This is a genomic window from Bacillus sp. FSL K6-2865, assembly GCF_040311405.1.
In the GTDB taxonomy this organism is placed as follows: Bacteria; Bacillota; Bacilli; order Bacillales; family Bacillaceae; genus Bacillus; species Bacillus velezensis.
The window spans coordinates 1,752,688-1,767,650 of sequence record NZ_CP152036.1; the positions used below are offsets into that span (position 1 = coordinate 1,752,688).

Sequence of the window (14,963 nt, forward strand, 5' to 3'; positions counted from 1 at the left end):
AGGCAGCTCTATGAAATGTGATATGAAGGCAAGCGGGTTACTCAAGCCATCTGTCAGCTATGGAAAATCATTGCGGCTTTCAGCGGATCAGCCGATGACGATTCCTGAAGTCCTGCACAAAACCGCCGCGGCAGCGGGAGATCAAAAGGGCATCACATATATACAGCCTGACGGCACCAAAGTGTACCAGACTTACAGCGGCCTGAAAAAGATCGCTCTTTCGATTGTGAAAGGGCTCCGCCAATCAGGAGTGAAGGCTCAGGATGAAGTCATATTACAGCTCAGTGACAATTCCCAGTTGATTCCTGCTTTTTGGGGCTGTGTTTTTTTAGGAGCGATCCCGGTTCCGCTTGCGGCCGCTCCGGCTTATACAGAAATGAACAGCGGGACGCAAAAACTGAAAGACGCCTGGACGCTTTTGAATCAGCCGTATGTCATCACAAGCCGTGACGTGCTGCCGGAGATGACTGAATGGGCGGAGGAGCAGGAGCTTTCCGGGTTTTGCGCTTTGGCGGCAGAAGATCTCAGTGCGCATGAAATGGATACGGACTGTCATCATCCCCGTCCGGAAGATTTGGCGATGCTGCTTTTGACCTCGGGAAGCACAGGCACGCCGAAAGCCGTGATGCTCAGCCATGAAAACATCGTCTGCATGGTCAAAGGAAATATTCAGATGCAGGGCTATACAAGTGAGGATGTCACGTTTAACTGGATGCCTTTTGACCATGTCGGCGGCATCGGAATGCTTCATCTGCGTGATGTTTATCTCGGATGTGAGGAAATCAACATACCGAGCGAATCCATTTTGATGGACCCTTTAAAATGGCTCGACCTGATTGATCATTACCGCGCTTCGGTCACGTGGGCCCCAAATTTTGCCTTTGGGCTGCTTGCTGATTTTGCAGAAGAGATTCAAACGCGGAAATGGGACTTATCTTCCATGCGTTACATGCTGAACGGCGGGGAGGCCGCGGTTGCGAAAGTCGGACGCAGAATTATGGAGCTTTTAGAGCCGCACGGTCTGCCGGCTAATGCCATCCGTCCCGCATGGGGAATGTCCGAAACGTCTTCGGGCGTTATTTTCTCAGATGAGTTTACACTGGAAAACACGAATGACGACGATCGTTTCGTCGAGATCGGTCTGCCGATCCCGGGATTTAATATGAGAATTACGGATGACCGCAATCAAGTGGTGGAAGAAGGAGAAATCGGCCGCTTCCAAGTGTCGGGTCTGACTGTAACGAGCGGATATTATGAGCGTCCGGACTTAAACGAGAGTGTCTTTACAGAAGACGGCTGGTTTGAAACGGGAGATCTCGGATTTCTGCGTGAAGGCCGCCTGACGATAACGGGGCGCACGAAAGATGCCATCATTATCAACGGTGTGAATTATTACAGCCATGCCATTGAATCAGCCGTTGAGGAATTGCCGGAAATTGAAACGTCATATACAGCGGCATGCGCCGTCCGGCCGAATCAAAGCACGACAGATGAGCTGGCGATTTTCTTTGTGACATCTGTTCCGTTGGATGAGAACCGCATGACGAAGCTTCTTCATCACATTCACCAGCACGTGACACAGAGAATCGGCGTTACCCCTGATTATCTGCTTCCGGTCGCAAAAGAAGACATTCCTAAGACGGCGATCGGGAAAATCCAGCGCACTCAGCTGAAACATTCATTTGAACAAGGGCAATTTGATTCATTACATAATAACAGACAAGAAGGCGGCAATTCAGACACGGCTTCTGCAGAGAAAGAAATTGAACGGGATTTTATCCGTTTTCTGAAAGAGGAACTTTCCATCGCGGATGAGCTCGTTGATCCAAATACACCGTTTCAAAGTCTTGGCGTCAATTCCATCAAGATGATGAAACTCGCCAGATCAATTGAAAAAACGTATCACATCCGGCTGACGGCAAGAGAGCTGCACAAAAACCCGACGATTGGCGCTTTAGCGGCTTATACTGCTGAAAAAGCGGCAAACATGTCAGCGGACCATCATCCCCAAAAAGCCGAACCGCCGGCAGAACGGGAGAGACGGCAAACGGCGCCAGCGCTTTCAGAAGTCCAAAAAGGGCTGTGGACATTGCAGAAAATGTCGCCTGAAACGACTGCATACCATGTCCCGCTCTGTTTCCGATTCACATCCGGAATCGACAAAGAGAAACTGAAACAGGCGTTTCAGCTCGTATTAAAGCAGCATCCGATGCTCAAAAGCGCCGTGAATGAAACAGACGGCGGGTTTTATTTCATAGAAGCGGCAGATCCTTTTGTATTCTCGGAAGAAGATATTTCTGACGTCAATGAATCACAAATATCCGCTCTGATACGGAAAAAAGTGAAAGAGCCGTTTGTCAAAGAAAGCGGACCTTTACTGCGCGTGCAGCTGCTTTCAAAATCCGCCGAGGAACATTATCTTTTGACGGTCATTCACCACATCGTGTTTGACGGCATTTCATCCATTACATTTATTCACAGTCTGCTGGATCATTATCAGGCGCTGCTGGAGGGAAAAGAAGAGTTTACAGCTGCCGCTCCCGGTATTCATCCCGATTTCGCGGCTTGGGAAAAGCGGTATTTAGCGGGTGAAGAAAGCAAAGCTGCCCGCGCTTACTGGATGAAACAGCTCGAGGGCGATCTGCCTGACCTTCAGCTTCCGCCGATGCGCACGGACAGCAGTGTTCCGGAGTTTACAGAAGATACACTGACACGCCGTCTTCCCGAACGGCTGCTGAATAATATAACGGCGTTTGCCGCATCCCGTTCGATTCATTTGTCTACCGTCATGCTGAGCTGTTACATGGTGCTTTTAAGCAAATATACGGATAAGGAAGATATTGTGACAGGCATGCCTGCAATGGTCAGATCCGAAGAACGTTTTGACCGAGTGGTCGGCCATTTCCTCAACATGCTTCCCATACGGAGCAGAGCCGGACGAAAAGAAACATTTGCTGACTTTGTTCAAAAGGTGCAGGATGCCGTTCTGGACGGACTGGATCACTCCTTTTATCCGTTTCCGAAAATGGTGCGTGATGTGCATGCGAAACCCCGGCAGAACGGTTCGCCTGTTTTCAGCAATGCCTTTTTCTATCAGAACTTTCTGCAGCATTCGAGCTATCAATCGATGCTTGATGAATACAAGGAATTCTCCTGTGAGTTTGTAAAAGACATTCATCAAGAGGGGGAATATGATCTTGTATTTGAAATGTGGGAAGAAGCATCAGGCATGGATCTTACGATTAAATACAGCACCGAATTATTCGACGAAGCAGGGGCGGCCAGACTTTTCAGCCAATTTGTACAGGCTGCTGAAGCTTTGACGGCGAATCCGGATATGCCGCTTGAGAACGTTTCTCTCATGACAAAAAGAGAGGAGCACATGATTCTTAAGACTTGGAATGAAACAAGCCGTGAATATCCGGATGCCTGCTTCCATGAATTGTTCGAACGTCAGGCGGCAGAAACGCCGGACGCTTGTGCGGTCGTGTATGAAGAGCAAAAGCTGACGTACCGTGAGCTTGATGAAAAAAGCACGAAGCTGGCGCTCTATTTGCAGGCGCACGGTGCAGGCCCTGATGACCTCATCGGCATTTATACAGACCGTTCATTGCATATGGCTGTCGGCCTTCTCGGCATTTTAAAAGCAGGGGGAGCGTATGTGCCGCTTGATCCTTCTTATCCCGCTGACAGATTGGAATATATGATCGCCGACAGCAGGATTTCAATGTGCCTGACGACAGCTGATTTAGAGCACTCTTTGAACTGGGGAGGCGTGCAGACCACTGCCATTGACCGCGATTGGTCTCATATTGAAAGTACAGCCGCGGAAAGAACGTCGCTGAAGCGGTTAGTGACACCTGACGATCTGGCGTATGTCATTTACACGTCGGGCAGCACGGGCAAACCGAAAGGCGTGATGATTCCGCACCGGGCGCTGACCAATTTCTTACTCTCGATGGCGAATGAACCGGGGCTTTCGTCCGAAGACAAACTGCTTGCCGTCACAACATATTGCTTTGACATCGCGGCACTGGAGCTTTACCTTCCTTTAATCAAAGGAGCGGAGTGCAACATCTGTAAGACAGAAGTCACAAAAGACGCACGGAAGCTGAAAGAGCTGATTCAAGAGTACAAACCGACGATCATGCAGGCGACGCCGTTTACGTGGAAAATGCTCTTTCATTCCGGATGGTCAAATGAAGAAAATGTGAAAATCCTTTGCGGCGGTGAGGCCCTTAGCGAACAATTGAAGCAGCAGTTTCTCGATACGAAAAGCGAGGCTTGGAATATGTTCGGGCCGACAGAGACGACAATCTGGTCCGCGGTGCAGCAGATAACGGAAAATGAGAACGCGCTTACGATCGGACGCCCGATCGCCAATACCCGTGTGTATATTATGGATTCCGGTCTCAACCCTGTTTTAGAAGGGGTGCCGGGAGAACTTTGTATTGCGGGAGACGGATTGGCAAGAGGGTATTTCAACAAGCCTGAGCTGACAGATAAAGCTTTCGTCAGCCACCGGCTCGAACTGGGATCAAAGCTTTATAAAACAGGCGATATGGCGCGCTTTCTTCCCGGCGGCCGCATTGAATACATGGGACGGATGGACACCCAAGTCAAAATCCGCGGCTACCGTATTGAACCCGGAGATATTGAGAGTCGGCTGAATGCCCATCCGGCCGTACAGGAAAGCGTAGTGGTTGTGAACAATCACTCAGGAAATGAGAAGCTTTGCGCGTTTTATATCCTGAGAAACGGAGAGCCGCTTCCATCTGCAAAGGAATTGCGCAATCATTTGAAACAAGCGCTGCCGGCCTATATGACGCCAGCTTCGTTTATCCGTCTTGAAGAGCTGCCGCTCACACCGAACGGAAAAGTGGACCGCAAGCTTCTTGCTGCCCGCGATCTGACGGAAAAGCAGCCGGACACAAAAACATTTTCATCATCTCATATCCAGCAGGCGGTGCTGGCGATTTGGCAGGATGTATTGAAAAGCAAAGATATAGAGCTTGATGACCGCTTTTTTGATGCGGGGGGAGATTCGCTTCTTGCCGTGACTGTCACTGACCGGATGACGCAGGAATTGGATTGTGAATTCAGTGTAACGGAGCTGTTTGAATACGCGACGGTAAAAGACATCAGCCGGTATATCGCTGAACAAAAACCGAAAGAAGCCGTTTGGGCTCCTGTACCGCAAAAGAAAGTGAATGCAGAAGACCGGGAACATCCGGCGGGAGAATTTCCCGATTATTACGAGGACAGCCTTGCGGTTATCGGTATATCCTGTGAGTTTCCGGGAGCGAAAGATCATTATGAATTTTGGAATAACATCAAAGAAGGCAAAGAAAGCATCACCTTCTTTTCAAAAGAAGAGCTCCGCCGATTCGGTATTTCTGAAGAACTGGCTGATCATCCCGGCTTCGTTCCGGCTAAATCAGTTTTAGAGGGGAAAGAAATGTTTGATCCCGGTTTCTTCGGCTTTTCACCGAAAGATGCGGAATATATGGACCCTCAGCTGAGAATGCTTTTGCTCCATTCATGGAAGGCAATCGAGGATGCGGGGTATATCTCCAAAGAAATTCCGGAAACAAGCGTGTATATGTCTGCCAGCACGAACTCTTACCGCAGCCTGCTGCCGGAGGAGACGACAGCACAGCTGGAAACGCCGGATGGCTACGTGTCATGGGTGCTTGCCCAAAGTGGTACGATTCCGACGATGATTTCTCATAAACTCGGGTTGAAAGGGCCGAGCTATTTTGTCCATGCCAACTGTTCATCTTCGTTAATCGGCCTGCATTCGGCTTTTCAAAGCCTGCAGTCCGGCGAAGCCAAGTACGCCCTTGTCGGCGGTGCGACCCTTCATACGGAATCAAGCGCCGGATATGTTCATCAGCCGGGGCTGAATTTTTCAAGCGACGGGCATATTAAAGCGTTTGACGCGAATGCTGACGGAATGATCGGCGGTGAAGGGGCCGGCGCCGTGCTCTTGAAAAAAGCGTCTGATGCGGTTAAGGACGGCGACCATATTTATGCGCTGCTGCGCGGAATCGGCGTCAATAACGACGGAGCGGATAAGATCGGATTTTATGCGCCGAGCGTCAAAGGACAAGCTGAGGTCATTCAGAAGGTCATTGATCAGACGGGCATCCATCCCGAAACGATCGCGTACGTCGAAGCTCACGGCACAGGAACAAAACTCGGCGATCCGATCGAACTGTCCGCACTTCAATCGGTGTACGGCCGATATACAGATAAAAAACAATACTGCGGCATCGGTTCAGTCAAAACAAATCTCGGGCATTTGGATACAGCGGCCGGGATGGCGGGCTGCATCAAGGTTGTCATGAGCTTATATCATCAGGAAATCGCGCCGAGCATCAATTACAAAGAGCCGAATCCGAATCTTCATTTAGAAGACTCTCCGTTTTACGTAGCGGGAGAAAAGAAAGAGTTAACCCGTGAGAACAGAGCGCACCGCATGGCTTTAAGCTCTTTCGGTCTTGGCGGAACAAACACACACGCGATTTTTGAACAATATCCGGATGCATCCGAAGCAGCAGACGCTGCCGGTCCGTTCATCATTCCGTTGTCTGCCAGAAAAAAAGATCGTCTGAAGGAGTACGCAAAACAGCTGCTGGCTTTTCTGGAAAGAAAAACGGACGCCGGCCTCGCTGATCTTGCCTACACGTTCCAAGTCGGAAGGGAAGCGATGGAAGAGCGCGCGGCCTTTATCACAAGCGGCATTGCGGAGCTGAAGCGGCAGCTTGCCGATTTTATCAATGATAATCCGGCTGTAACAGGCTGCTTCAGAGGAGAAAAACAGCAGGCGAAAGATATTGCCTGGCTTTCTGATGATGATGACAGCGCTGAACTCATTGAGAAATGGCTTGCGAAAGGAAAAGGATCAAAGCTCTGTGAAATGTGGAGTAAAGGTGTCGCCATCAATTGGCACAAACTTTACAAAGACAAGCATCCGAAACGAATCAGCGTGCCGGTCTACCCGTTTGCAAAGGAGCCGTACTGGCCGAAAAAAGCAGAAAAGAACACATCAGCCGCACACACCGGAGTCTCAGTTTTACACCCGCTCGTGCAGCAAAATACGTCAGATTTGGCCGTTCAGCGGTTCAGCTCACGGTTTACAGGCTCAGAATTTTTCCTGAAGGATCATGTGGTCAGGGAAAAAGCGGTGCTGCCGGGAGCGGCATATTTGGAAATGTCTTATGAAGCGGTAAAACGGGCGCTTGGCGGCTTATTAAAGGATCGAGACAGAATAACGCTCCATCATACCGTCTGGATGAAGCCGATCGTCGTTCACGAACAAGAGCGCCAAGTCCATATTGCGCTGTTCCCTGAAGAGGACGGCATCATCTCATATGACATTTACAGCGTAAACGCTGACGGCGAAGAAGTGCTGCACAGCCAAGGACGGGCCGAGATCATAAAGGCTGAACGAGAGCCTGAGGCCGACCTTTCTGCCATGCAAAACAGATGCACAGCGGACATTCTTGATCCGGCGGCCTTTTATCGGGAAGGCCGGAGCAGGGGGATGTTCCATGGAAAATCCTTCCAAGGCATTAAGTCCGCCTTTATCGGTGATAAAGAAGTGCTTTCGGACATACAGCTTCCGGATTCTGTTTCTCACACGAACGAACAATTTACGCTTCATCCGAGCATCATTGATTCGGCTATTCAGACGGCGACGATCTGCATTATGCAGGAGTTTTCCGGACAAAAGCTGATTCTGCCGTTTGCGCTGGAATACCTTGAGGTCATCAAAGCATGCACGCCGGCTATGCGGGCGCATGCACGCTTCAGTGAAGGATATCAAACCGGTGATTCCGTGCAGAAAGCCGACATTGACCTGTTCGACGAAACAGGAGCGCTTTGCGTGAAGGTGAGAGGATTCTCTACGAGAGTGCTTGAAGGCGATGCAGAATCGGCTCAGCGGCTATCAGGCTCGGAAAAGGTCTTGTTTGCACCGTTCTGGAAAGAAGCCGCCGCATCCGAGAAAGCTTCTGTCCGTGCTGATGAGCATTTGATCATACTTTGCGAAGATGCCTGCCGTATAAAAGATGAAGCGGCATCCGGCCTGAAAGACGCCGAACTGCTGATTGCAGAAGGTGAGGGTGAAACAGCCGCTGAACGCTTCCAAAGCTACGCGCAGACAATCGCCGAACACATCCGGCTGATCATCAGCGAAAAAAGGCAGGGCCGCATTCTGATTCAGACCGTTATCTCAGCAGACGGCAGCCAGCAATTGTTTGCGGGGTTAACAGGTTTGTTAAAAACAGCCGAGCTGGAATACGGAAAACTTGACTGTCAGCTCATCGAAATGGAATCAATCGGCGAAATGCCGGCTGTCGCTCAAAAACTGAAAAACGACAGTCATCGGCCGCATGATAAACATATCCGTTATAAAGGAGAAAAACGGTATGTGAAGGCTTGGGAAGAAATGCATCCCGCAGGGGGCGGCATCGTCTGGAAGGACGAAGGTGTATATCTGATTACCGGAGGCGCAGGAAGCCTGGGCTTGATGTTCGCAAAAGAAATCGCAGGTCGCGTAAAACACCCGAAAATCATTCTGACGGGCCGCTCAAATCTGGCAGAAGCCAAACAGCGTGAGCTTGCTATGCTTCAGCACTCAGGCGCAAATGTCGTCTACAAAAAGCTGAATGCGGCGGACCGGCGGGAAAACGAAGCGCTGATCAAAGAGATTACGGCGGAATTCGGAAAGCTTAACGGAATTATTCACGCTGCGGGAGTGATACAAGACCGCTTCCTGCTGCAAAAAACGAAGGAAGAGTTCAGGAAAGTGCTTGATCCGAAAGTCAACGGAACCGCTTATTTAGATGAAGCCAGCAAAGACTGCAATCTTGACTTTTTCGTATTGTTCTCCAGTGTTTCCGGCGTTCTCGGCAACGTCGGGCAGGCTGATTATGCCGCCGGCAACGCGTTTATGGATGCATACGCCGCTTACAGGCAATCCCTTACGGAGAATGGCCTTCGGCACGGAAAAACGGTCGCCTTTAACTGGACGCTGTGGAAAGATGGCGGTATGCAGGCGGGAGACGAGACGGAGAGAATGATGAAAAAAGCTTTCGGCATGGTTCCGCTTCAAAAGGCGTCAGGCCTGGCTGCATTTTATGAAGGAATGGCTCAGGAAAAGCCGCAGCTTGTAGCAGCTGAAGGACAAGCTGCAAAATTAAAACAGTCGTTCCTATCCGTTTCTGAAACTGAAAAGCCGCAGGTGGAGAAAATAGAGCCTGTATCCGCCGTTTCGGGAGACAAATGGCACGGTGCGCTTATCCGAATGGTCAGTTCAATTTTAAAAGTCGGCCAAGACGAGATTGATATTGATACGGAACTGAGTGAATACGGTTTTGATTCCGTATCGTTTACCGTCTTTACGAATCAATTAAATGAAGCGTATCAGCTGGAGCTGGCGCCGACGATCTTCTTCGAACACGGGACGATCCGCAGTTTAGCAGAGTATTTGACGGATGAGGCAGAAGCCGGCCTTCCTTCTCAGCCGGAAGAAAAACACGATGCAGAAGAATCTCTTCAAACGCTTCACACCGAGTTGACAGCCATGGTAAGCGGCATTTTAAAAGTTGACCGTGAAGACATAGATACAGATACGGAATTGAGTGAATACGGTTTTGATTCCGTATCCTTTACCGTCTTTACGAATCAATTAAATGAAGCGTATCAGCTGGAGCTGGCGCCGACGATTTTCTTTGAGTACGGAACGATCAGCGGTCTCGCCGGATATTTGGCAAAAGAGCATCCGGGCCGTTTCGGCGAAAAGAAGAAAGAGTCTCCGAAAAAAGAGCAGCCAAAAGCCCAAAAACCGAAAATGCAGCGGAAAAAGCGCTTCGCAACGGTAATGAACGCTGCGGCAGCGACACAAGAGCCGCGCCGCTTTGACCCGGTTGCCATTGTCGGAATCAGCGGCCGATTCCCGGGCGCGAAGGATATAGAGGAATTTTGGCGCAATTTGAAAGAAGGAAAGGATTCGATCACAACCATTCCGAAAGAACGCTGGGATTGGCAAGCGTTTGATGGCGACCCGAATCTTGAAGGGAACAAAACGAATATCAAGTGGGGCGGCTTTATCGACGGAATAGCTGAATTTGATCCGCTGTTCTTTGGGATTTCACCGCGGGAAGCCCAATATTTAGATCCGCAGCAGCGGCTGTTATTGACTTATGCATGGCGGGCGATAGAAGATGCGGGCTGTAAGCCGGAAAGCCTTTCCGGCACAAATACGGGCGTCTTTATCGGCACCGGAAATACCGGTTATAAAGATTTGTTCACAAGGGCAGGTCTTGCGCCGGAAGGACATGCGGCGACAGGCAGCATGATTCCTTCCATTGGTCCGAACCGTTTGAGCTATTTGTTAAATCTTCACGGGCCGAGCGAGCCGATTGAAACGGCATGCTCAAGCTCGCTTGTGGCGATTCACCGGGCGGTATCCGCTATAGAAAACGGAGAATGCGACATGGCGATTGCCGGGGGAATCAATACGATTCTGACGGAAGAAGCGCATATCAGCTACAGCAAAGCAGGCATGCTCAGCAAAGACGGAAAATGCAAAACCTTCTCCAAAGATGCCAACGGGTATGTCAGAGGAGAAGGCGCGGGAATTCTGATGCTGAAGAAACTGACAGATGCAGAACGTGACGGCAATCCGATTTACGGCGTGATCCGCGGTACGGCTGAAAACCACGGCGGCCGGGCGAATACGCTAACCTCGCCGAATCCGAACCTGCAGGCTGATTTATTAGTGAAAGCATACCGGAAAGCGGGAGTGGACCCGAGCACCGTTACGTATATTGAAGCGCACGGTACAGGAACGGAATTGGGCGACCCGATTGAAATAAACGGTCTGAAAGCGGCGTTTCACGAGCTGGCGAAAACAAATCAAGAGCCTGAAGTCTCCGGTCACCGCTGCGGCATCGGTTCGGTCAAAAGCAATATCGGCCATTTAGAGCTTGCCGCGGGAGTATCAGGCGTCATGAAAGTGCTTTTGCAAATGAAGCACAAAACGCTGGTGAAAAGCCTGCATTGCGAAACGATCAATCCGTACATTCAGCTTGATGACAGTCCTTTCTACATCGTGCGGGAAAATCAGGAATGGACGGCAGCAAAAGATAGAAACGGAAATGCCATTCCGCGCCGGGCCGGGGTCAGCTCATTTGGCATCGGCGGGGTCAACGCCCATATCGTCATTGAAGAGTATGTCCCGAAAGCAGCCGCTCAGCCTGAGCACAGCCCGGAAAATCCGGCAATCATCCTTTTGTCCGCCAAATCAAAAGAAAAACTGTTTGAACAGGCGCAGCAGCTGCAAAAAGCGATCCGTCAAACGCCGTATACAGATCAAGACTTGGCGGGCGTCGCTTATACGCTGCAAACCGGAAGGGACGAAATGGAAGAGCGCTTGGCCATTCTTGCAGCGACGATGGCGGAATTGGAAACAAAGCTGGAAGCATTTACGAAAAATGAGAAAAACATCGCCGGGCTGTACACCGGCCAGTCTCACCGCAATAAAGATACGTTTGCCTTGTTCACGGCCGATGAAGATATGGACATCGTCATTGACGCCTGGATTAAAAAAGGCAAATTCGCCAAGCTGGCAGAGGTATGGGTGAAAGGCGGCGTATTGAATTGGAACCGGCTGTATGAAAAGGGTACGCCGCGTTTACTCAGTCTTCCGTCTTATCCGTTCGCAAAAGACACGTATTGGGTGCCTGAGAATCCTGACAAAAAGAGGGTCCATACAGAGGAACGGATGAAACGTATTCTGACGAAACAATGGGAACTGAGCCCGCTCGAACTGGGCGAACCGTGCGCACGTTCCGTTGCGATTTTGACAGGCGGGGACACGATCAATCTCGCAGAAGAGATCGCAGCGCACATGCCGAATCACCGTATCATCACCGCATCAGACCTTACCGGTGAATATGACTGGCAGGCGTTTGACGGAGTCATCGACCTCCTCGGCGCAGCGAAAGAAGATTCTCAAGACATGGCCGGAATCAAATGGCTTCAGCAATTGATTGAGCATGGGCATAAAGAAGGGATGACACTGCTTTGTGTCACAAAAGACCTTGAGTCATTAAATAAAGAGGCCAATCAAACAACAGGAGCAAAACGGGCCGGTCTGTACAGAATGCTGGCATGCGAGTACGGTCACCTGTCTTCAAGGCATCTCGACCTTGAAGGAGCGCTTTCGGATGACAAACTGGCGAAGCAGATTGCCGATGAGTTTCATGCCCGCACTGATGACGCGGAAGTTTGCCGGAGGAACGGCTTGCGTTACCGCGCTGTATTAAGCGGCTCAGAAAATATGAATATGCAAGGCGAGAGAATTGATTTTCCGGACAACCATGTGCTTCTGATCACCGGAGGGACGAGGGGGATCGGTCTTTTATGCGCACGCCATTTTGCCGAACATTACGGAGTGAAAAAACTGGTGCTTACAGGCCGCGAGACCCTTCCGCCGCGAAGTGAGTGGACGGGCGGACTGAATGGGGTGACGGCTTCTGTAAAAGCGAAAATTGAAGCTGTTCTCGACTTGGAATCCAAAGGTGTACAAGTGAAGGTTTTGTCAGTCCCGTTAGCTGATGTAGCTGTGCTGAGACAGGAACTGAGTCAGATAAAACAGACGCTCGGACCTATCGGCGGCGTGATTCACTGCGCGGGTGTGACCGATAAAGAGACGCTCGCATTCATCAGAAAAACCGATGAAGACATACAGCGCGTGCTCGAGCCGAAAGTAGACGGGCTTCAGGCGTTATACAGTGTGCTCAGCGAAGAGCCGCTGAAGTTTTTCGTCTTGTTCTCTTCCGTGTCAGCTGCGATACCGGCGCTTTCGGCAGGACAGGCCGACTATGCCATGGCCAATGCGTATATGGACTATTTTGCAAACTCATACAAAGAGCAGCTGCCGATCGTAAGCATTCAGTGGCCGAACTGGAAAGAAACCGGAATGGGCGAAGTAACGAACAAAGCTTATAAAGAGAGCGGGCTATACAGCATCACGAATGCAGAAGGATTACAGCTCCTTGACGGCATACTTCTTGAATCAGCAAGGGGCCCGGTGCTGCCGGCCGTTCTGAATCCTAAGCTGTGGAAGCCGGAGCGATTCCTGCGGCGGAGCAGGCAGGATCAGCCAATGAGTCCGGCTATGGTAAAACCGGCGGAAAAAACCGCTTATACTGCCGCAGACAACGCTCAATTAACAAGGAAAACAGAAGAATGGCTGAAAGAATTATTTTCTGAAGAGCTGCGGATTGACCAGGATCAGCTTGAGACAGACGTAGTATTCCAAGATTACGGAGTGGATTCCATTATTCTCGCTCAGCTTCTGCAGCGGATCAATCGGAATCTCTCGGCATCGCTTGACCCGTCCATTCTGTATGAATATCCGACGATTCAATCTTTCGCAAATTGGCTTCTCGAAGGGTATACAGAAGTTTTGTCAGAACGGTTTGATTTGGCGGCGGCGAAGCCTGTTCTGAAGAAGCCGGCTGAGCCGGTAATTGAAACACAAGCCGTTAAGGTGCAAGAAGAGCCGGCCGGAAAACAGATTCACCGGGAAGATATCGCGGTCGTCGGCATGTCCTGCCGGTTTCCGGGGGCGGCTTCCTTAGAGGCGTACTGGTCGCTTTTGGCTGAGGGCCGTTCGGCTATCGATCCTGTTCCGGCTGAGCGATGGGGGTTGAAGACACCTTATTACGCGGGAATGCTTGATGGAATTCATCAATTTGATTCGGACTTCTTTTTACTGGCAGAAGAAGATGTAAAGGCAATGGACCCTCAAGCTTTGGCCGCTCTGGAAGAATGCCTTAACCTGTGGTATCACGCGGGCTATACGCCGGATGAGATAAAGGGAGAAGCAATAGGTGTGTATCTCGGCGGACGCAGCCGTCACAGACCGGGTGAAGAGAAACTGCTGGACGCGAAAAACCCGATCGTCGCGCTGGGCCAGAATTATTTGGCCGCCAATCTCTCTCAATACTTTGATATGCGCGGCCCGAGCGTTGTCCTCGATACGGCTTGTTCTTCTGCTTTAGTCGGAATGAATATGGCCGTGCAGGCTCTTGTAACAGGAGAAATAAAAGCGGCCGTCGTCGGCGGCGTGAGCCTGTTTGAATCAGAAGAAACCCATAAATTATTTGAACAGCGCGGCATATTAAGTAAAGCGCAGTCGTTCCATGTATTTGACGAACGCGCCGATGGAGTCGTGCTGGGCGAGGGTGTCGGAATGGTTCTATTAAAAACCGTGTCTCAGGCCATTGAAGACGGAGATTCTATTTATGCCGTAGTGAAGGCGGTATCCGTCAATAATGACGGAAGAACGGCAGGCCCGGCTACGCCGAGTCTGGAAGCGCAAAAATCCGTCATGAAGACGGCTCTTGAAAAAAGCGGAAAACAGCCGGAAGACATTACTCATATTGAAGCGAACGGTTCAGGCACGGTCGTGACGGATCTGTTAGAACTGAAGGCCATTCAATCCGTCTACCGTTCAAAAGACGCCGGCCCGCTCGGAATCGGATCTGTGAAACCGAACATCGGGCACCCGCTTTGCGCCGAAGGAATTGCAAGTTTCATAAAAGTTGTTCTCATGCTGAAAGAAAAGAGCTTTATCCCGTTTTTATCAGGCGAGCATGAAAATACACATTTTGATAGAGAAAAGGCCAATATTCAGTTCAGCCGCACTCTGGCAGACTGGCCGTCACCAATACCGGCGGCAGGAATTAACTGCTTTGCCGACGGCGGAACAAACGCCCACGTCATTGTGGAAGCGTGGCAGGAAGACGAAGGGCGCCGAATCAAGCGCCATCCTTTAACACCGCCTGCATTAAATAAGCGGCTGATTTCGCCGGACAGCAAAGAAGGAACGAACGAAAAAGCTGCGGCAAACATCTGGGATACCTATGAAGTGGAGGTTTAAC

The 14,963-nt window shown here is 50.5% G+C and carries 1 protein-coding gene; it reads left to right on the forward strand.

Going from position 1 to position 14,963, the window contains the following annotated elements; translation table 11 throughout:
* Positions 1–10: 10 nt before the first annotated feature.
* A complete protein-coding gene (locus NYE42_RS08715; protein WP_352426903.1) occupies positions 11–14,962 on the forward strand; it encodes an amino acid adenylation domain-containing protein in 14,952 nt (4,983 codons plus the stop codon).
* Position 14,963 lies beyond the last annotated feature (1 nt).